The organism is Pseudomonas sp. FSL R10-2189 (genome assembly GCF_009600325.1).
Lineage (GTDB): Bacteria > Pseudomonadota > Gammaproteobacteria > Pseudomonadales > Pseudomonadaceae > Aquipseudomonas > Aquipseudomonas helleri.
In genome coordinates this window covers 41,508-59,112 of record NZ_WIVZ01000035.1, presented here as the reverse complement: position 1 = coordinate 59,112, position 17,605 = coordinate 41,508, and the positions used below count along the sequence as shown (strand labels likewise).

Annotated in this window: 22 protein-coding genes; 19 read left to right on the top strand and 3 right to left on the bottom strand. The window is 61.2% G+C overall.

All coding sequences use genetic code 11. The annotated features are described in order from the left end of the window. From cheB to GHO32_RS21130, 7 genes are all read left to right on the top strand, one after another. Positions 1 to 649, top strand: a 649-nt coding sequence (gene cheB / locus GHO32_RS21160) for a chemotaxis-specific protein-glutamate methyltransferase CheB (protein WP_153338302.1), incomplete at its 5' end; no start/stop codon positions are given. Further along, positions 649 to 1,389, top strand: a complete 741-nt coding sequence (locus tag GHO32_RS21155; RefSeq protein WP_048390386.1) for a flagellar motor protein — start codon at positions 649 to 651, stop codon at positions 1,387 to 1,389. The genes cheB and GHO32_RS21155, both read left to right, overlap by 1 nt. 2 nt (positions 1,390 to 1,391) lie before the next feature. Further along, entirely contained in the window at positions 1,392 to 2,282 is an 891-nt protein-coding gene (motD, locus tag GHO32_RS21150; RefSeq protein ID WP_048371370.1) for a flagellar motor protein MotD, read from the top strand. A gap of 50 nt (positions 2,283 to 2,332) precedes the next feature. Beyond that, on the top strand, positions 2,333 to 3,121 hold the full coding sequence (locus tag GHO32_RS21145; protein ID WP_048371367.1) for a ParA family protein: 789 nt from the start codon (positions 2,333 to 2,335) through the stop codon (positions 3,119 to 3,121). A gap of 84 nt (positions 3,122 to 3,205) precedes the next feature. Further along, complete coding sequence (locus tag GHO32_RS21140) at positions 3,206 to 4,003, top strand: CheW domain-containing protein (protein ID WP_153336951.1); 798 nt, start codon at positions 3,206 to 3,208, stop codon at positions 4,001 to 4,003. Between the two features lie 65 nt (positions 4,004 to 4,068). Then, positions 4,069 to 4,548, top strand: coding sequence for a chemotaxis protein CheW (locus GHO32_RS21135; protein ID WP_153336952.1), 480 nt, complete (start codon positions 4,069 to 4,071; stop codon positions 4,546 to 4,548). Further along, a complete protein-coding gene (locus GHO32_RS21130; RefSeq protein WP_123752212.1) occupies positions 4,549 to 4,941 on the top strand; it encodes a DUF2802 domain-containing protein in 393 nt (130 codons plus the stop codon). Between the two features lie 17 nt (positions 4,942 to 4,958). Here GHO32_RS21130 and GHO32_RS21125 read toward each other — a convergent pair whose 3' ends face one another. Then, a complete protein-coding gene (locus GHO32_RS21125) occupies positions 4,959 to 5,861 on the bottom strand; it encodes a LysR family transcriptional regulator (RefSeq protein WP_153336723.1) in 903 nt (300 codons plus the stop codon). 114 nt (positions 5,862 to 5,975) lie between these two features. Between GHO32_RS21125 and GHO32_RS21120 the strand changes: the two genes are divergently transcribed. Then, entirely contained in the window at positions 5,976 to 6,824 is an 849-nt protein-coding gene (locus GHO32_RS21120; RefSeq protein WP_153336722.1) for an NmrA family NAD(P)-binding protein, read from the top strand. 252 nt (positions 6,825 to 7,076) lie between these two features. Here GHO32_RS21120 and GHO32_RS21115 read toward each other — a convergent pair whose 3' ends face one another. After that, complete coding sequence (locus GHO32_RS21115; protein ID WP_123751615.1) at positions 7,077 to 7,394, bottom strand: EscU/YscU/HrcU family type III secretion system export apparatus switch protein; 318 nt, start codon at positions 7,392 to 7,394, stop codon at positions 7,077 to 7,079. After that, positions 7,391 to 8,962 carry a flagellar hook-length control protein FliK gene (locus GHO32_RS21110; protein ID WP_153336721.1) on the bottom strand — a complete coding sequence of 524 codons (1,572 nt, stop codon included), beginning with the start codon at positions 8,960 to 8,962 and terminating at the stop codon, positions 7,391 to 7,393. The genes GHO32_RS21115 and GHO32_RS21110 overlap by 4 nt, the downstream gene beginning before the upstream one ends. 191 nt (positions 8,963 to 9,153) lie before the next feature. Here GHO32_RS21110 and ccmA point away from each other — a divergent pair, with 191 nt between their 5' ends. The 11 genes from ccmA (at position 9,154) to GHO32_RS21055 (ending at position 17,605) form a co-directional block, all read left to right on the top strand. Further along, positions 9,154 to 9,789 (top strand): cytochrome c biogenesis heme-transporting ATPase CcmA, encoded by a 636-nt coding sequence (ccmA, locus tag GHO32_RS21105; protein ID WP_368668491.1) that lies wholly within the window; start codon positions 9,154 to 9,156, stop codon positions 9,787 to 9,789. Beyond that, a complete protein-coding gene (gene ccmB, locus GHO32_RS21100) occupies positions 9,786 to 10,454 on the top strand; it encodes a heme exporter protein CcmB (protein WP_048390373.1) in 669 nt (222 codons plus the stop codon). The genes ccmA and ccmB overlap by 4 nt, the downstream gene beginning before the upstream one ends. A 92-nt stretch (positions 10,455 to 10,546) precedes the next feature. Then, a complete protein-coding gene (locus GHO32_RS21095) occupies positions 10,547 to 11,305 on the top strand; it encodes a heme ABC transporter permease (protein ID WP_368668492.1) in 759 nt (252 codons plus the stop codon). Next, a complete protein-coding gene (gene ccmD, locus GHO32_RS21090; RefSeq protein WP_048371340.1) occupies positions 11,302 to 11,478 on the top strand; it encodes a heme exporter protein CcmD in 177 nt (58 codons plus the stop codon). The genes GHO32_RS21095 and ccmD overlap by 4 nt, the downstream gene beginning before the upstream one ends. Beyond that, a complete protein-coding gene (ccmE, locus tag GHO32_RS21085; RefSeq protein WP_178110195.1) occupies positions 11,475 to 11,933 on the top strand; it encodes a cytochrome c maturation protein CcmE in 459 nt (152 codons plus the stop codon). The genes ccmD and ccmE overlap by 4 nt, the downstream gene beginning before the upstream one ends. Beyond that, entirely contained in the window at positions 11,933 to 13,921 is a 1,989-nt protein-coding gene (locus GHO32_RS21080; protein WP_153336718.1) for a heme lyase CcmF/NrfE family subunit, read from the top strand. Before ccmE ends, GHO32_RS21080 begins: the two co-directional genes overlap by 1 nt. Further along, positions 13,918 to 14,454, top strand: a complete 537-nt coding sequence (locus GHO32_RS21075; RefSeq protein WP_123751613.1) for a DsbE family thiol:disulfide interchange protein — start codon at positions 13,918 to 13,920, stop codon at positions 14,452 to 14,454. The genes GHO32_RS21080 and GHO32_RS21075 overlap by 4 nt, the downstream gene beginning before the upstream one ends. Next, positions 14,451 to 14,927, top strand: a complete 477-nt coding sequence (locus GHO32_RS21070) for a cytochrome c-type biogenesis protein (protein WP_153336717.1) — start codon at positions 14,451 to 14,453, stop codon at positions 14,925 to 14,927. Before GHO32_RS21075 ends, GHO32_RS21070 begins: the two co-directional genes overlap by 4 nt. After that, complete coding sequence (gene ccmI / locus GHO32_RS21065) at positions 14,920 to 16,122, top strand: c-type cytochrome biogenesis protein CcmI (RefSeq protein WP_153336716.1); 1,203 nt, start codon at positions 14,920 to 14,922, stop codon at positions 16,120 to 16,122. The genes GHO32_RS21070 and ccmI overlap by 8 nt, the downstream gene beginning before the upstream one ends. Positions 16,123 to 16,256: 134 nt before the next feature. After that, on the top strand, positions 16,257 to 16,652 hold the full coding sequence (locus GHO32_RS21060) for a hypothetical protein (protein WP_153336715.1): 396 nt from the start codon (positions 16,257 to 16,259) through the stop codon (positions 16,650 to 16,652). A gap of 110 nt (positions 16,653 to 16,762) precedes the next feature. Beyond that, positions 16,763 to 17,605 (top strand): PhzF family phenazine biosynthesis protein, encoded by an 843-nt coding sequence (locus tag GHO32_RS21055; protein ID WP_153336714.1) that lies wholly within the window; start codon positions 16,763 to 16,765, stop codon positions 17,603 to 17,605.

Sequence of the window (17,605 nt, the reverse complement as noted above, 5' to 3'; positions counted from 1 at the left end):
GCCTGCCCCCGCGCCGACCCGCACTACGCCGATTGCCAGCCGTGCGGCGCCAGCCCCGGCCGCGCATTCGCCTGCCCCCAAGCGCAAGCCTTACAAGCTGGTGGCCATTGGCACGTCAACCGGTGGCCCGGTGGCGTTGCAACGGGTATTGACCCAGTTGCCGGGCAATTTCCCGGCGCCCATTGTGCTGGTGCAGCACATGCCGGCGGCGTTCACCAAAGCCTTTGCCGAGCGTCTGGACAAGCTGTGCCGCATCAGCGTCAAGGAGGCCGAAGACGGCGACACCTTGCGCCCCGGGCTGGCCTTGCTGGCACCGGGCGGCAAACAAATGATGATTGACGGTCGCGGTACGGTACGGATTCTGCCGGGCGATGAGCGCCTTAACTACAAGCCCAGTGTCGACATCACCTTTGGCTCTGCGGCCAAAACCTACGGTGACAAAGTTTTGGCGGTGGTCTTGACCGGCATGGGCGCGGACGGCCGTGAAGGCGCACGCCTGCTCAAGCAGGGCGGCAGCCAGGTGTGGGCACAAGACGAAGCCAGTTGCGTGATCTACGGCATGCCCATGGCCATTGTTAAGGCCAACCTCGCTGACGCGGTGTACAGCCTTGATGACATGGGCCGCCACTTGGTTGAGGCGTGTCACTGATGGACGTGCTCAGCCTGATCGGCATCATCATGGCCTTTGTCGCGATTATCGGCGGCAACTACCTCGAGGGCGGGCACCTGGGCGCGCTGGCCAATGGCCCGGCGGCACTCATCGTCTTGGGCGGCACCATTGGCGCCGCGCTGTTGCAGTCGCCCATGAGCGCCTTCAAGCGGGCGATCCAGACCGTGGGCTGGATTTTCTTCCCGCCGCAGATCGACATGGCGGGCGGGATCAATCGTGTCGTCAACTGGAGCCTTACGGCGCGTAAGGAAGGCTTGCTGGGCCTTGAAGGCATGGCCGACTCCGAGCCCGACAGCTACTCGCGCAAAGGCCTGCAACTGCTGGTGGACGGGGTTGAACCCGAAGCCATTCGCAGCGTGCTGGAGGTCGACTACATGACCCAGGAAACCCGTGACATTGAAGCCGCCAAAGTCTTTGAGTGCATGGGCGGTTATGCGCCGACTATCGGCATCATTGGCGCGGTGATGGGCTTGATCCATGTGATGGGCAACCTGGCCGACCCGACCCAGTTGGGCAGCGGCATTGCCGTGGCGTTTGTGGCGACCATTTACGGGGTGGCCAGCGCCAACCTGGTGTTGCTGCCCATTGCCAGCAAGCTCAAGGCCATTGCGTTGCGCCAGTCGCTGTACCGCGAGATGTTGCTTGAAGGCATCCTGTCGATTGCCGAGGGCGAGAACCCGCGGGCCATCGAACTCAAACTCCAAGGGTTTACGGGGTAACGATGAGCCGACGCCGCCGCGCTGCTGAAGAGCACGTCAATCATGAACGCTGGCTGGTGTCCTACGCAGACTTCATCACCTTGCTGTTTGCCTTTTTTGTGGTGATGTACTCGATCTCGTCGATTAACGAAGGCAAGTACAAAGTGATCTCGCAGGCGCTGGTGGGGGTGTTCAATGACACCGAGCGCAGCGTCAAGCCGATCCCGGTGGGCGAAGAGCGCCCGCTCACCACCAAGCCGGCCGAGCCGCTGATCAAAGACAGCGAAAACACTGACGCGGGGTTGGGCCAGGCCCAGGACGATCCGCTAAAAACCATCGCCAATGACATCACCCAGGCCTTTGGCGACTTGATTGCCTCACACCAGCTCACCGTGCGTGGCAACGAGCTGTGGGTCGAGATCGAACTCAACTCCAGCCTGCTGTTTGGCAGTGGCGATGCGATGCCCAATGACCTGGCGTTCAGCATCATCGACAAGGTGGCGGCGATCCTCAAACCCTTCGATAACCCGATTCACGTCGAAGGCTTTACCGATAACCTGCCGATTCGTACTGCGCAATATCCCACCAACTGGGAGCTGTCTTCAGCGCGCTCGGCGAGCATTGTGCGCATGCTGGCGATGCAAGGCGTAGACCCGGGTCGCATGGCGTCGGTGGGCTACGCCGAGTTTCAGCCGGTGGCCAATAACGCAACGCCTGAAGGGCGTGCGCTCAACCGTCGCGTGGTGTTGGTTGTGTCACGTAACCTGGAAGTGCGTCGCAGTTTGACCAGCAGCGGCGCCGCCAACGTCACGCCAGATGCCGCCTTGAAGCGTGCTGGCACACAAACTGCACCGCCACGATCAACGCCGCTGGTTCGAGGGAATGCCGTCAATTCCCCGTCACCGTCCCTATAAGTGCATGGCAATTCTCGGTCGGCACGCGTGCAACCGGGAGGAATAACTGAATGAGAGTCTGGACTGTAGCTAATCAAAAAGGTGGGGTCGGCAAGACCACCACCTCCATCGCCCTGGCGGGTTTGCTGGCTGAGGCGGGCAAGCGCGTGGTCGTGGTCGACCTCGACCCGCATGGCTCCATGACCAGTTATTTCGGTTATGACCCGGACGCCCTTGAGCACAGCAATTACGACCTGTTCTTGCACAAGGGGCAGGTGCCCGACGGCCTGACCGCGCAGTTGCTGTTGCCCACCAGCAACGAGCAGATTGCCTTGTTGCCGGCCAGCACCGCGCTGGCCACGCTTGAGCGCCAATCGCCGGGCCAGAGTGGCCTGGGCCTGGTGATCGCCCGTGCCCTGGCGCAACTGTGGCAGGACTACGACTACGCGATCATCGACAGCCCGCCCTTGCTCGGCGTGCTGATGGTCAATGCATTGGCGGCCAGCCAGCAGTTGATCATCCCGGTGCAAACCGAGCACTTGGCCCTGATGGGCCTGGAGCGCATGGTCAATACGCTGGCGATGATCAATCGCTCGCGCAAACAGGCGTTGCCGTTCTGCATCGTGCCGACTCTGTTTGACCGCCGCACCCAGGCCTCTATGAGCACTTTGCGGGTACTGCGTGACTCACACCCCGAAACACTGTGGCAGGGCTTTATCCCGGTCGACACGCGTCTGCGTGACGCCAGCCGGGCAGGGCTCACGCCTTCGCAGTTCGACGGCAAAAGCCGGGGTGCGATTGCGTATCGCGCGTTGCTCAAACACATGTTGACCCAGCAACTCACACCGCAGCCGGTGTGAGCTGGGCGTGCATTCAAGTATCTGCATGGCGTGGCCGATAACCCCTAGAGGTCATGGTCGCGCCAAGGTTGAGTGAGGCACCTGATGAAGCAACCGGTCGCGCTGTCTACAAGCCCGCAAGTGGCCTTGCAGGCTTACCTGGACAATTTGCTGTTTGATGCAACCGAAGAGGCACTGCAAGCGCCGGAGCCTGTACTGACGGCCGAGCCCGAGGCGCTGGACGAATTCGCTGCTGCGGTGCTGGAAGAGCAAGTCCGTGATGCCCGCCTGACGCCCCCGGAGCCTGTGCAAGAACTGGCGGTGCCGGTGCCGTTGTCAGAGGTGTTGCCGAATGCCGACTTACTGGCGCCGCAGCTGCTCGACGTGCAGCGCCCGAATGCAATCGGTACCCGCTTGCCGGTGCAGGACGATGGTCGCCCGGCGTGGGCCAGCGAGCCGTTTGAATGCCTGCTGTTCGATGTCGCAGGGCTGACCCTGGCGGTGCCGCTGGTGTGCCTGGGGTCGATTTACGCGTTGCACAATCGCGAGTTGACCCCGCTGTTTGGTCAACCTGACTGGTTTTTGGGGATTCTGCCGAGCCAGAGCGGCAAACTCAACGTACTCGACACAGCGCGCTGGGTGATGCCGGAGCGTTACCGCGACGATTTTCGTGAAGGGCTGCAATACGTTATTTCGGTTCAGGGCTATGAATGGGGGCTGGCGGTGCATCAGGTCAGCCGTTCATTGCGCCTGGACCCCAACCAGATCAAATGGCGTTCGCAGCGCGGGCAACGCCCGTGGTTGGCGGGCACCGTGATCGAGCACATGTGCGCGTTGCTGGACGTGGCAGAACTTGCCCACTTGATCGTCAGCGGCGCGACCCGCCATCAGGCAGACACGTAAACGACCGCGCTTGAGCGCGGTTAGACAACACACACCGTTAAGGTTTTTAGTCAGGGGTTTGGGGTATGCAGAACACAGCCGCAAAAGGTTCCGAGGATCCGATCCTGCAATGGGTCACTTTCAAGCTGGACAACGAGACCTACGGCATCAACGTCATGCAGGTGCAGGAAGTGCTGCGCTACACCGAAATTGCCCCGGTGCCGGGTGCGCCAGCCTACGTGCTGGGCATCATCAACCTGCGCGGCAACGTGGTGACCGTCATCGACACCCGCCAGCGTTTTGGTTTGTACAACGCTGATATCACCGACAACTCACGCATCGTCATCATCGAAGCCGACAGGCAAGTGGTGGGCATTCTGGTCGACAGCGTGGCGGAAGTGGTGTATCTGCGTCAGTCTGAAATCGAAACGGCGCCGAACGTGGGCAACGACGAGTCGGCCAAGTTCATTCAAGGCGTGTGCAACAAGAACGGCGAGTTGCTGATTCTGGTTGAGCTGGACAAAATGATGAGCGAAGAAGAGTGGTCAGACCTGGAGAACATCTGATTGATCCTTGAGGTGGCGGTAATCGTGCTGGCCCTGCTGTGGGCCGCGAGCGTGTGTGCGTTTGTGCTCTACGTGCGCAAACAGCGCGTGGCCGCCGCACAGCAGGCCGAGGCCGACGCCCGCCGCGACCGCCGCCTCAAGGAGCTCAGCCGCCGCCTGGACACCTACCAGAACGGCAACGTGCAAATGGGCGAAGAGCTGCACGAAATGCGCTCGGTGGTGGCCCCCTTGCCAGAAAAACTCACCCGCCTTGAACAACGCGACCCCACCAGCCTGTCCTTCGACCAGGCCGCGCGTCTGGTCGGCATGGGCGCCAGCGTCGACGAACTGACCCAGTCCTGCGGCCTGACCCAGGCCGAGGCCGAGTTGATGAGCAAGATGCACAAGGGTTGAGCCCCTTTTTCGGGAACTCAACACAACCCCTGCACAAACTCCAGAAACGCCCGCACTTTGGCCGCCGGTAAATGCCGCGACGGGTAGAACGCGTACAGCGGAAAACGCTCATCGGGCCAGTCCGGGAACACGTCCACCAGTCGCCCGTCCTTGAGCGCGGGCGCCAGCCCCAGATCGAGCATTTGCGCCACCGCGTGGCCGTGCTCGCACACGCTGTACAAGGTGCTGGCGTCATTGATGATCAACCGGCCATTGGTGGGCACGATGAGTATTTGCCCGTCACGATGAAACTCCCACGCAAACGGCCGCCCGGTTTGTGTGTCGCGAAAGTCGATGCACACGTGCTGGCCGTGTTCAAGGTCCTGCGGCAGGGCAGGGCGCCCGTAGCGCTGGAAATACGCAGGTGCGGCAACCGTCAGTACGCGAACTTCCATCAGCTTGCGCGCCACCAGCGAAGACGACTGCGGGTGGCCAAAGCGAATGGCCAGATCAAAGCCGTCAGCCACCAGATCGCCCAATTGGTCTTTGGTGTGCAAGTCCAGTTGTAATTGCGGGTGGCGGCGCATGAACTCGCCCAATACCGGACCCAGTACCAGCCTTGAGAAATACGGGTCGATATTGACCCGCAAGCGCCCGCGTACGGTCAGCGCGCTGTCAGCCGCCGAGTTGGCCGCTTCTTCAAGCCCGGCCAGCAACGGGGCGACTTCCTGATAAAAGCGCCGCCCTTCATCGGTCAATTGCACCGAGCGCGTGGTGCGGTCGAACAGGCGAATGCCCAAGCGCTTTTCCAGCCGCGAAATCGCCCGGCTTACGCCCGAGGGTGTGATATCCAGCCTATCGGCGGCCTTGGCAAAACTGCCGCTGTCGACCACCGCGCTCAACACGCCCATGCCGCTGGCCAAACCCGGGTCAAAGCTCATTGGTGATTACCTGTCACGTATGCAATGACACTGATGCTATCGAAGTATCAAGCGTTCGCGCTGGATAATTTCTGCCAACACAACAGCCGTTGTTTGAGTTGAGGAGAGAAGCATATGTACGCAGTCACAGGCATTACCGGGAAAGTGGGTGGCGCTGTCGCGCGGGCATTGCTCGGTGCCGGGCAGCCGGTGCGTGCGGTGGTGCGCAGTGCCGAAAAAGGGCTGCCTTGGGCGCAACTGGGTTGTGAGGTGACGCTGGCAGAAGTCGACGATGCCCAGGCCATGGCGCAGGCGTTTAGCGGTGTCGACGGGGTGTTCATCATGTTGCCGTCCAACTTCGACCCTTCGCCGGGGTTCCCTGAGGCACGGGTGTTGGTCGACAACATTCGCCAGGCACTGCAATGCGCCCGGCCGGGCAAGGTGGTTTGCCTGTCAACCATCGGCGCTCAGGCCACACAGCCCAACCTGCTGAACCAGTTGCAGCTACTTGAACAGGCTTTGGGGTCGCTGGCCATGCCGGTGACGTTTCTGCGCCCCGGCTGGTTTATGGAGAACGCCTTGTGGGATGTCGCCCCGGCGATTGAGAGCGGGTTGATCCCAAGCTTTCTGCAGCCGTTGGACAAGCCGGTACCCATGATTGCCACGGCGGACGTGGGGCGGGTAGCTGCCGAGTTGTTGCAGGAGGCCTGGCAAGGGCAGCGCATTGTTGAACTGGAAGGCGCGCAGCGTATAACCCCTGACCAGATTGCCGAGACCTTCGCCCGCTTGCTCGACAAACCGGTGAGCATGCAGGTCGTGCCGCGTGATCGCTGGCAGGCGCTGTTTAGCGAGCAGGGCATGCGCAACCCGTTGCCACGCATGCAGATGATCGATGGCTTCAACGAAGGCTGGATCGAATTTGCCGGCACGCCGCGTAAAGGGCAGGTTGAGCTTGAAACAGTGTTGAAGGGGCTTTTGCTGTAGCTGTACCTGTAGCTGCAGCTCCGTCTTCGATGCCGCGCTGTCGCGCAGTAAACAGGCCACCGATAAACTTCAGCATCCCCCAATCAGTTCCCTCTCCTTCGGGAGGGCTAGGGGGCTCTTGATCTGGGTAGATAAAACCTGCGTTCGGCCAGCGTGATTTAACGGGGCCTCCTGGATCAACAGCCAGATCAAGATCAAAAGATCGCGAGGCAAGCTCGCTCCTACAGGTCGACAGTGCACTGAACGGTGGGCTTACGGCGGCGTGATGTCGCGCTCCACCGGCCCTGCATCCGGGTCAAATCCTTGTGGGTATTTGCCTTTTAGCTGCCAGGCAAAAGCAATGATTTCAGCCAGGGTTCGGTACAGCTCCTGGGGGATGCTGTCGCCCAGCTCCATGCGCGCCAATAATCTGACCAGCTCAGCATTCTCATAAATAGGCACTTCGTACTCGCGGGCCAGTGCGAGGATGGCTTCGGCCAGTGCGTCGTCGCCTTTGGCGGTCAGGGTGGGCGCCTGTTTGCCGTCGTACTTGAGGGCAATCGCCTGACGCGGTTCGGGGGGTGTGCTCATGCGGTTTCGTCGACCCAGCGTTGTTCAAGGGGAGTATGGCCATGGGCGGGCGGAGTGCCCTGATGGCAATCGAGATCGGTCACGCTGAGCCCCGCGTCCTTCAGGCGCTGGCGCAGCACGTCCAGTTGGCTGGCGATCAGTTCGGCGGTGGCGCTGTGTTGCGCCCACAACTGGCCGGACAGGTTGCCGCGCAGCAGTTGCGCCTGCACATGCAGCGGGCCCAGCGGCGTGAGGTCAAAGGCCAGTTCAACCCGCCACAGTTGATCTTTGCTTTCGCGGTGTTCGCGTTTGTCTTCAGGCCCTTGCTCGGGCGGATCTTCACGCTGGAACTTGACCTGCAACGGCACGATGTCGTGGGCGTTGCGCAGGGGGATTTCCAGCTGCCAAGTGGTCAGCAGGCTACCGTCGGCGGTGCGCCCGCTTTGCTCCAGGCTCGACAATTGATGGCTTTGCAGGCGCGAAATGGCGGCGGCGGCGAGCTTGAGCAGGTTTTCCAGGCTGTCTTCGCCTTCGCCCCGTTGCAGCAGGCGCGGCGGCAGCGGAAAACCGCCCGGCTGCGGTTTGGCGCTGACTTGCCCAAGCATGCCCAGCGCATTGCGCACAAACGTCGGCAGGGCTTGCGCCTGGGTGCTGGCGGCGACACCGGGGTTGAAAGTGGGGTTGGCCGGCACGCCGGGTACCATTTGCGCAATCAGCCGCAACAAGGTGGCTTTCATGTCGGGGGCGAGGTTCTGTAACTGCCCACCGAGCAGCTTGGCTTCGAGAAACGCGCCGCTGTTGAGCAGGGCATTACTGAGTGTGGCGGGGTTGCTCAGTTGTTGTGGCGTAGGCAAGCCGCTCAACAACTTGTCGATAGAGGCGCGCAAAGCGTCGGGCATGCTGTCGCTGGGTGGAAGTTTCTGCAGGGCGTTCAACAGGCCGTCGAGCGAGCCCTGGCGGCTTTGTTGGGCGGCCAGTTGCTGGGTAATCGCCAGTTGGTCTTGTCGGCCGCTCAGGGGCACGAAGTTCAGGCTCTGGCTCCCTTGCACTTGCGCGGTCAGCAAGCTGTCAACGCGCAAAGGTCGCGGGCTGTCGACGGTCAGGGTGCTGCCGCTCAAGGCGCTATTAAGCAAGGTCACCAGTGAGCGATAGACGGCCGGTTGCCCGGCAGCTTGCGCCAACACCTGGGTGCTCAGCACTTTGCCTTGTACTAACGTGCCCACCGGCAGTTGCTGCGGATCAAGGCGGGTGAGGGCGCTGGCATTGTTGCTCAGGGCTTGTTGCAGGCTGACCGCCAGGCTGGCGGGCGAAGGTTGTGTCACCGACAGCAGCGTGCCCAGCGGCAACGGCTGGTTGCTGCTGACCTGCACGTTGGTTTGGCGGCCGCTGTCCAGGGTCAGCTTGAGCAGCAGCTGAAACACCGCATCGCCCTGTTTAAGTGACAACACTTGCGCCTGGGCGCTTTGCCCCGGACTGATCAAACCCTCGAGCGGTTGCAGCAACTTGAGCACTTCACCGCCTGCTGCACCGGGGCGTACGGGATTGGACGCAGCAGGTGGGATGGGTGGAATATTCATGTCGCTTTTCATTGTTACAACCTTATGAATATGCCCTCTTTAGAGTAGGACATGGCATGTATAATGCTGCCCCATCGTTTAAGGTGCCTAAAAACAACACAATTCTTTGATCCAGCTCTCTTAAACAGGCCGCAAATGTATCTATCCTGCATCACTTTAACGGCCACGCCCGGGCCGACTTGAACCGTGAAGGCCTCAACGACGTGACCAGCCCTCTTTTAGAAACCGTATCGCTGACCTGTGAGCGTGACGGGCGTCTGTTATTTGAAAATCTCGAATTGCGACTCAGCGCCTGCGACATGCTACAGATCAGCGGCCCCAACGGCAGCGGCAAGACCAGCCTGCTGCGTTTGTTGGCGGGCCTGATGCAGCCGACCGAGGGCGAGATTCGGCTGAGCGGGCAACGGTTGAACGAGCAGCGTGCAGAACTGGCCAGCAACCTGCTGTGGATCGGCCATGCGGCCGGGATCAAAGATTTGCTGAGCGCCGAAGAAAACCTGCATTGGCTGTGTGCCCTGCATCGTCCGGCGAGCCGTGAGGCGATTTGGGCAGCATTGGCCGCCGTGGGGTTGCAGGGTTTTGAAGACGTGCCGTGCCACACCTTGTCGGCCGGGCAGCAGCGGCGCGTTGCTTTGGCCCGGTTGCACCTGGACAGCCCGGCGCTGTGGATTCTCGACGAGCCGTTTACTGCGCTCGACAAACAAGGCATAGCGGCCCTTGAAGAGCACTTGGCCAGCCACTGTGAGCAGGGCGGCATGGTGGTGTTGACCACGCACCATACCTTGACCCGCACACCTGCCGGTTATCGCGACATTGATCTGGGGCAGTGGGCCGTATGAGTGTGTTTGCATCGTTGTTGGCCCGTGAAGCGCGCTTGCTTTTTCGCCGCCCGGCCGAGTTGGCCAACCCGCTGGTGTTCTTCGCGATAGTGATTGCGATGTTCCCGCTGGCGGTTGGCCCGGAGTCTCAATTGTTGCAAACCTTGTCTCCCGGACTGCTCTGGGTGGCAGCGCTGTTAGCGGTTTTGCTCTCGCTGGACGGGCTGTTTCGCAGTGATTTTGAAGACGGTTCACTGGAACAGTGGGTCCTTTCGCCGCACCCTCTGGCGCTACTGGTGTTGGCCAAGGTGCTGGCACACTGGGCGTTTTCCGGGCTGGCACTGGTGATTTTGTCACCTTTGCTGGCGCTGATGCTGGGATTACCGGTGGCCTGTTTGCCGGTGCTGTTGTTGTCGTTGTTGCTCGGAACGCCGGTGCTGAGCTTGCTTGGCGCGGTGGGCGCCGCGCTGACCGTGGGGCTTAAACGCGGCGGCTTGCTGCTGGCGTTGCTAATTTTGCCCTTGTATATCCCGGTGCTGATTCTGGGCAGCGGGGCTTTGCAAGCAGCTTTGCAAGGCATGCCAGCAACCGGTTATCTGCTCTGGCTTGCCAGCCTGACCGTGCTGGCAGTCACCCTTACACCTTTTGCAATAGCGGCCGGCCTGAAGATCAGTGTCGGCGAATAAATAATGAGGTCTGGCCCTGCACAGGCCAGTAAAGACCCGCGCGTTGATGAGGCCGTGCACAGGCCGCGTCAAAGCACCGTGATGGAAACAGCGTGATGAACTGGACTTGGTTTCACAAACTCGGCTCACCCAAATGGTTCTATGCCATCAGTGGACGTTTACTGCCCTGGCTGAGCATTGCCGCCGTGCTGCTGATGATCGTCGGCGTGACTTGGGGCCTGGCTTTTGCGCCACCGGACTACCAGCAGGGTAATAGTTTCAGGATCATTTACATCCATGTTCCGGCCGCCATGCTGGCGCAGTCCTGCTACGTGATGCTCGCCGTGTGCGGGGTGGTGGGGCTGGTCTGGAAGATGAAAATCGCTGACGTCGCGCTGCAATGCGCCGCCCCCATCGGCGCGTGGATGACCGCCGTGGCGCTGGTGACCGGGGCCATCTGGGGCAAACCGACCTGGGGCTCGTGGTGGGTCTGGGATGCGCGTCTGACCTCGATGCTGATTCTGCTGTTTCTGTACTTCGGCCTGATTGCCTTGGGCAACGCCATTACCAATCGCGACAGCGCGGCCAAGGCCTGCGCGGTGCTGGCGATTGTGGGCGTGATCAACATCCCGATCATCAAATACTCGGTGGAGTGGTGGAACACCCTGCACCAGGGCGCCACCTTTACCCTCACTGAAAAACCGGCGATGCCGGTAGAAATGTGGCTGCCGTTGCTGCTCACCGTGCTGGGTTTTTATTGTTTTTTTGGCGCGGTGCTGTTGCTTCGCATGCGTCTCGAAGTGCTCAAGCGCGAAGCGCGCAGCAGTTGGGCCAAGGCTGAAGTGTTAAAAGCGCTGGAGGGTACGCGATGAGTTTTGCTTCTTTCAGCGACTTTGTCGCCATGGGCCAGCATGGCCTGTATGTGTGGTCAGCCTATGGCATTTGCCTGGCGGTGCTGGCGCTTAACGTGGCGCTGCCGCTGACGGCGCGTCGGCGTTATCTGCAACAAGAGGCGCGTCGTTTGCGCCGGGAGAATTCGAAGTGAATCCGCAGCGCAAGAAACGTTTGATCATCATTTTGGCGATTCTGGTGGGCATCGGCGCGGCCGTTGCCCTGGCCCTGAGCGCGTTGCAGCAGAACATCAACCTGTTTTACACGCCGACCCAGATCGCCAATGGCGAAGCGCCATTGGACACGCGTATCCGCGCGGGCGGCATGGTTGAAAACGGTTCGCTGAAACGCTCTGGCGACTCGCTGGACGTCGAATTTGTGGTCACTGACTTCAACAAGGGCGTGACCATTCAATACCGTGGCATCTTGCCGGACCTGTTCCGCGAAGGGCAGGGCATCGTTGCGTTGGGCAAGCTCAACGCCCAGGGTGTGGTGGTGGCCGACGAAGTGCTGGCCAAGCATGACGAGAAGTACATGCCGCCCGAGGTGACCAAGGCGCTGAAGGAGAGCGGTCAATCCGCCCCGGCACCGGCTAACGAGGTTAAGTGATGATGTCTGGACTGTTTATTCCTGAATTGGGCCACCTGGCCATGATTCTGGCGCTGTGCTTTGCCATCGTGCAGGCCATCGTCCCGCTGCTCGGCGCCTGGCGCGGCGACAAGCTGTGGATGGGCCTGGCCCAGCCAGCGGCCTGGGGGCAATTCGCCTTTATGCTGTTTGCTTTCGGTTGCCTCACCTACGCCTTTATGGCGGACGATTTTTCGGTCCGCTACGTGGCCAGCAACTCCAACAGCGCCTTGCCGTGGTACTACAAATTCAGCGCCGTGTGGGGCGCCCACGAAGGTTCGCTGTTGCTCTGGGCGCTGATTCTGAGCGGCTGGACATTCGCCGTGTCGGTGTTCTCGCGCCAGTTACCGCAAGTCATGCTGGCCCGCGTGCTGTCGATCATGGGCATGATCAGCGTCGGCTTTTTGCTGTTTCTGATCCTCACCTCCAACCCGTTCGCACGCCTGCTGCCGCAAATGCCTGCCAATGGCAACGACCTTAACCCGCTGCTGCAAGACATCGGTCTGATCGTGCACCCGCCGATGCTGTACATGGGGTATGTCGGTTTCTCGGTGGCCTTTGCCTTTGCCATTGCGGCCTTGCTCGGCGGTCGACTGGACGCGGCATGGGCACGCTGGTCGCGGCCGTGGACGATTGTCGCGTGGGCCTTTCTGGGGATCGGCATCACCTTGGGTTCGTGGTGGGCGTATTACGAGCTTGGCTGGGGCGGCTGGTGGTTCTGGGACCCGGTTGAAAACGCCTCTTTCATGCCATGGCTGGTCGGCACGGCGCTGATTCACTCGTTGGCAGTAACCGAAAAACGCGGTGTGTTTAAAAGCTGGACCGTGCTGCTGGCCATTGCCGCGTTTTCGTTGAGCTTGCTCGGGACCTTCCTCGTGCGTTCAGGGGTGCTGACGTCGGTGCATGCGTTTGCGGCCGACCCGGAGCGCGGCGTGTTTATCCTGATCTTCCTGCTGTTTGTGGTGGGCGGTTCGCTGACGTTGTTTGCGCTGCGTGCGCCCGTGGTGAAAAGCCATGTCGGTTTTAACCTGTGGTCCCGTGAGACGTTGCTGCTGGGCAACAACCTGATTCTGGTGGTGGCCGCGTCGATGATTCTGCTCGGCACCTTGTACCCGCTGATTGTTGACGCGGTGAGCGGGGCGAAAATGTCGGTCGGCCCGCCGTACTTCAATGCGCTGTTTATCCCGTTGATGGCCTTGCTGATGGTGGTCATGGCGGTGGGTGTGCTGGTGCGCTGGAAAGACACCCCGGTCAAATGGCTGCTGGGCATGTTGACCCCGGTGTTGCTGGGCAGCGCGGCGCTGTCGGTGATTGCCGGTGTGGCCTATGGCGACTTCAACTGGGCGGTGATCGCGACCTTTATGCTGGCGGCCTGGGTGTTGCTGGCCGGGGTGCGCGACATCGGTGACAAAACCCGTCACAAGGGCCTGGTCAAAGGCCTGCGCAGCCTGACCCGCAGTTATTGGGGCATGCAGATCGCGCACTTGGGTATCGCGGTGTGCGCGCTGGGTGTGGTGCTGTCGAGCCAAAACAGTGCCGAACGCGATCTGCGCCTGGCGCCGGGCGAGTCGATGGAACTGGCCGGTTACCAGTTCATTTTTGACGGTGCCAAACATTTTGAAGGGCCGAACTTCACCTCGGACAAAGGCACCGTGCGGGTGCTGCGCAATGGCAAGCAAGTGAGCGTGCTGCACCCGGAAAAGCGGTTGTACACGGTACAAAGTTCGATGATGACCGAGGCCGGTATCGATGCCGGTTTCACCCGCGACCTGTATGTGGCGCTGGGTGAACCGCTGGGCGATGGTGCTTGGGCGGTGCGGGTCCACGTTAAACCGTTTGTGCGCTGGATCTGGCTGGGCGGGTTGCTCACCGGCTTTGGCGGTTTGCTGGCGGCGCTGGACCGACGTTATCGAGTCAAGGTTAAAACCCGCGTGCGCGACGCGCTGGGCATGAAAGGAGAAACAGCATGAGACGCTGGCTAATGCTGGCCCCGCTGGCGGTGTTTTTGGGCATGGCGTGGTTTCTGTACAAAGGCTTGTACCTGGACCCGACCGAGCTGCCGTCGACCCTGATCGACAAGCCATTCCCGGCGTTCAGCCTGCCAGCGGTCGAGGGCGGCAAAACCCTGACCGAAGCCGACCTCAAAGGCAAACCGGCGCTGGTCAATGTCTGGGCCACCTGGTGCATCTCGTGCAAGGTTGAGCACCCGGTGCTGACCAAACTGGCCGAGCAGGGCGTGGTGATTTATGGCGTCAACTACAAGGACGTCAACGAAGACGCGAAAAAGTGGCTCAAGGAATTCCACAACCCGTACCAGTTGGACATCAACGATGAGGCCGGTTCGCTGGGCTTGAACCTGGGCGTGTACGGCGCCCCGGAAACCTTCCTGATCGACAGCCAGGGCATCATCCGCCACAAGTTTGTCGGCGTGATCGACGAGCGCGTGTGGCGCGAACAACTGGCCGGCAAGTATCAGGCGCTGGTTGATGAGGCCAAGCCATGAAGCGCTGGTTAGCAACCGTGGTGTGCGGGCTGGCCTTGACCGGCATCGCCCATGCGGCCATCGACACCTATGAATTTGCCAATGACGCCGAGCGCGCGCGTTTTCGCGAGTTGACCCAGGAACTGCGTTGCCCCAAGTGCCAGAACCAGGACCTTGCCGACTCCAACGCGCCGATTGCCACCGACCTGCGCCGCGAAATTTTCCGCATGCTGGGCGAGGGCAAGGACAACCAGCAGATCATCGACTTTATGGTCGACCGTTACGGCGACTTCGTGCGCTACAAACCGGCGTTGACCAGCAAGACCGTGGTGCTGTGGTTCGGCCCGCTGGCTTTGTTGGTGGGCGGTGTAGTGGTGATCGGGGTGATTGTGGTGCGTCGCCGTCGTACAGCGCGGGCCGAAGCTTCGAACACTCTTTCTGCCGAGGAGCGTCAGCGCCTCGATACCTTGCTGGATAAAAACAAAGATGATTGATTTCTGGCTTGCAGCGGGTTTGCTGCTACTGATCGCCCTGAGTTTTTTGCTGATCCCGGTGCTGCGTGGTCGTCGTGCCCAGCGTGAAGAAGATCGCACCGCCCTCAACGTGGCGCTGTACCAAGAGCGCGTGGCGCAATTGCAGGCCCAGCATGAAGAGGGCGTGCTGACCGAACAACAATTGCAAAGCGGTCGCGACGAAGCCGCGCGTGAGCTTCTGGCAGACACCGAAGGCGTGGCGCCGGGGCGCAGTTCCAGCTTGGGCAAGATAGTGCCGATACTGGCGGCGTTGATGGTGCCGGTGCTGGGTGTAGGCCTGTACCTGCACTTTGGTGCCAGTGACAAGGTTGAACTGACCCAAGAGTTCGCCACGCCACCGCAATCGCTAGAGCAAATGATCTCCCGTCTTGAGCGGGCCGCTGCTGCCCAGCCGGACTCGGCTGAGAGCTGGTACTTCCTGGGGCGTGCCTACATGGCACAAAATCGTTCGGCAGAGGCCGCCAAGGTGTTTGAACGCGCCGTAGCGCTGGCCGGGCGCCAACCTGAGCTGTTGGGCCAGTGGGCGCAGGCGCAGTACTTTGCTGACGATAAAAAGTGGAGCGACAAGACCCAGGCCCTGACCGACGAAGCCTTGAAAGCCGACCCCAACGAAGTCACCAGCCTGGGCCTGCTTGGCATTGCGGCGTTTGAGGGCCAGCGTTATCAGGAGGCCATCAATTACTGGCAGCGATTGCTCAATGAACTGCCTATAGGCGACCCGTCCCGCGAAGCGCTGGAGGGCGGCATCGAGCGCGCCCGCGGGCAATTGCTGGCCAGCGGCGGCAAGGTTGAAAGCGCCCCCGTGCCTGCGGCGCAGGCGTCGATCAAAGTCAGCGTCGATTTGGCTGATGCTGTCAAAGCCAGTGTGTTGCCGGGGGACAGCGTGTTCATCTTCGCTCGCGCCGTGTCGGGCCCGCCGGCCCCGTTGGCGGTCAAACGCGTGACCGTGGCGGACCTGCCGATCACCGTGGAACTGAGCGATGCCGACGCAATGATGCCGCAGTTGAAACTGTCCAACTTTCCTGAAGTCCAACTGGTTGCGCGCATCTCCCGTGCAGGCCAGCCCACCGCTGGCGAATGGGTAGGGCGCGGCAAACCGCTGCCCAACAGCACCCAGACGTTGCAACAGCTGACAATCGACAGCCCGGATAAATAAATTTATCAGGGCTTAATCTGTGGGAGCGGGCTTGCTCGCGATGAGATCGGCAAGGTGTAACAGATACACCGCGTCGTTTGCATCGCGAGCAAGCCCGCTCCCACAGGTCCTTAGGACTTGCACGAGACCCCGTTATGGCCGCACTTGCTCGAATCACCCTGCTTAGCCTGGCCATCGGCCTGAGTGCTTGCTCGGTTCATCAACCGTACGAATCCACGCCGCCTACGCCACCCAGTCCGATCCCGCAACCGCAACCCTCGGACAAGCCGCTGCCGGACATGCCCATCCCGCAGCCGCCCAAACCGTTGCCGCGCACCTCGGCCACCTTCGCCCCGCCACCGGGCGGCCCGAGCCACTGGGACGCCCGCTTGGGCGTGTATGTGCTGGATGACCAGAGCAACATATTCTATCGCCAGCGCACCTACTACCGCTGGGACAACGGCTGGAGCCGCGGGATCAGCCCGAACGGGCCTTGGGAAGAAACCGATACCAGCGGCGTACCGCCGGGGTTGAGCCGCCAGTTCAAGTAACGCCTCGGATTACCTACCTTTTGTAGGAGCTGCCCCCAGGCTGCGATCTTTTGAAAAAACGCGCCTGCATAGCGGTAGGATGGCCCCACTCACAACACAAGGAACCCGCCATGAGCCTCTTCGATTTCAAGCAAGTTGATGTGTTTAGCACGGTGGCCCTCAAGGGCAACCCGGTAGCGGTGGTGTTGAATGCCGACGGCTTGAGCGATGAGCAAATGGCCGATTTTGCGCGCTGGACCAACCTCAGTGAAACCACGTTTGTGCTGAAGCCACAAAACCCCGAGGCGGATTATCGGCTGCGGATTTTTACCACGCTGCGCGAGTTGCCGTTTGCCGGGCATCCTACGTTGGGCAGTTGTCATGCCTGGCTGGAAGCCGGTGGCAAGCCACGTGGTGAGGAGATTATTCAGGAGTGTGCGGTAGGCCTGATCCGGGTCCGCCGCAACGCTGGGCAATTGGCCTTTACCGCGCCGCCTCTGCTGCGCACTGGGGCGGTCGATGAGGCGTTGTTACAGCGTGTGTGCCAAGGCTTGGGCATTGAGCCGCACGCCGTGCAGCAAGCGCGTTGGGTCGATAACGGGCCGGGCTGGTTGGCGCTGCTGCTGGCGGATCGCGAGCAGGTGCTGGCGATTAAGCCGGACTACTCGCAATTACACGGTCTGGCCTTGGGTGTGGTGGCGCCTTGGTCGGCTGAGCGTGATGGCGCTGAGGCGCAGTTTGAAGTGCGGGCCTTTCTGGCGGGCGACGGGATGCAGGAAGACCCGGTCACCGGCAGTTTGAACGCAGGCTTGGCGCAATGGTTGATCGCTGACGGCCTGGCACCGCAGCGCTATGTGGCCAGCCAGGGCACGGCCCTGGGGCGGGCAGGGCGGGTGTTCATTGAACAGCTCGGCGAGGACATCTGGGTCGGTGGCGCGGCGGTGACGTGTATTTCTGGCACGCTGAGCCTTTGA

Coding starts and splice junctions, on each gene's coding strand:
- GHO32_RS21155 (WP_048390386.1), top strand. CDS start 649: ATGGACGTGCTCAGCCTGATCGGCATCATCATGGCCTTTGTCGCGATT.
- motD (WP_048371370.1), top strand. CDS start 1,392: ATGAGCCGACGCCGCCGCGCTGCTGAAGAGCACGTCAATCATGAACGC.
- GHO32_RS21145 (WP_048371367.1), top strand. CDS start 2,333: ATGAGAGTCTGGACTGTAGCTAATCAAAAAGGTGGGGTCGGCAAGACC.
- GHO32_RS21140 (WP_153336951.1), top strand. CDS start 3,206: ATGAAGCAACCGGTCGCGCTGTCTACAAGCCCGCAAGTGGCCTTGCAG.
- GHO32_RS21135 (WP_153336952.1), top strand. CDS start 4,069: ATGCAGAACACAGCCGCAAAAGGTTCCGAGGATCCGATCCTGCAATGG.
- GHO32_RS21125 (WP_153336723.1), bottom strand. CDS start 5,861: ATGAGCTTTGACCCGGGTTTGGCCAGCGGCATGGGCGTGTTGAGCGCG.
- GHO32_RS21120 (WP_153336722.1), top strand. CDS start 5,976: ATGTACGCAGTCACAGGCATTACCGGGAAAGTGGGTGGCGCTGTCGCG.
- GHO32_RS21115 (WP_123751615.1), bottom strand. CDS start 7,394: ATGAGCACACCCCCCGAACCGCGTCAGGCGATTGCCCTCAAGTACGAC.
- GHO32_RS21110 (WP_153336721.1), bottom strand. CDS start 8,962: ATGAAAAGCGACATGAATATTCCACCCATCCCACCTGCTGCGTCCAAT.
- ccmB (WP_048390373.1), top strand. CDS start 9,786: ATGAGTGTGTTTGCATCGTTGTTGGCCCGTGAAGCGCGCTTGCTTTTT.
- ccmD (WP_048371340.1), top strand. CDS start 11,302: ATGAGTTTTGCTTCTTTCAGCGACTTTGTCGCCATGGGCCAGCATGGC.
- GHO32_RS21080 (WP_153336718.1), top strand. CDS start 11,933: ATGATGTCTGGACTGTTTATTCCTGAATTGGGCCACCTGGCCATGATT.
- GHO32_RS21075 (WP_123751613.1), top strand. CDS start 13,918: ATGAGACGCTGGCTAATGCTGGCCCCGCTGGCGGTGTTTTTGGGCATG.
- GHO32_RS21070 (WP_153336717.1), top strand. CDS start 14,451: ATGAAGCGCTGGTTAGCAACCGTGGTGTGCGGGCTGGCCTTGACCGGC.
- ccmI (WP_153336716.1), top strand. CDS start 14,920: ATGATTGATTTCTGGCTTGCAGCGGGTTTGCTGCTACTGATCGCCCTG.
- GHO32_RS21060 (WP_153336715.1), top strand. CDS start 16,257: ATGGCCGCACTTGCTCGAATCACCCTGCTTAGCCTGGCCATCGGCCTG.
- GHO32_RS21055 (WP_153336714.1), top strand. CDS start 16,763: ATGAGCCTCTTCGATTTCAAGCAAGTTGATGTGTTTAGCACGGTGGCC.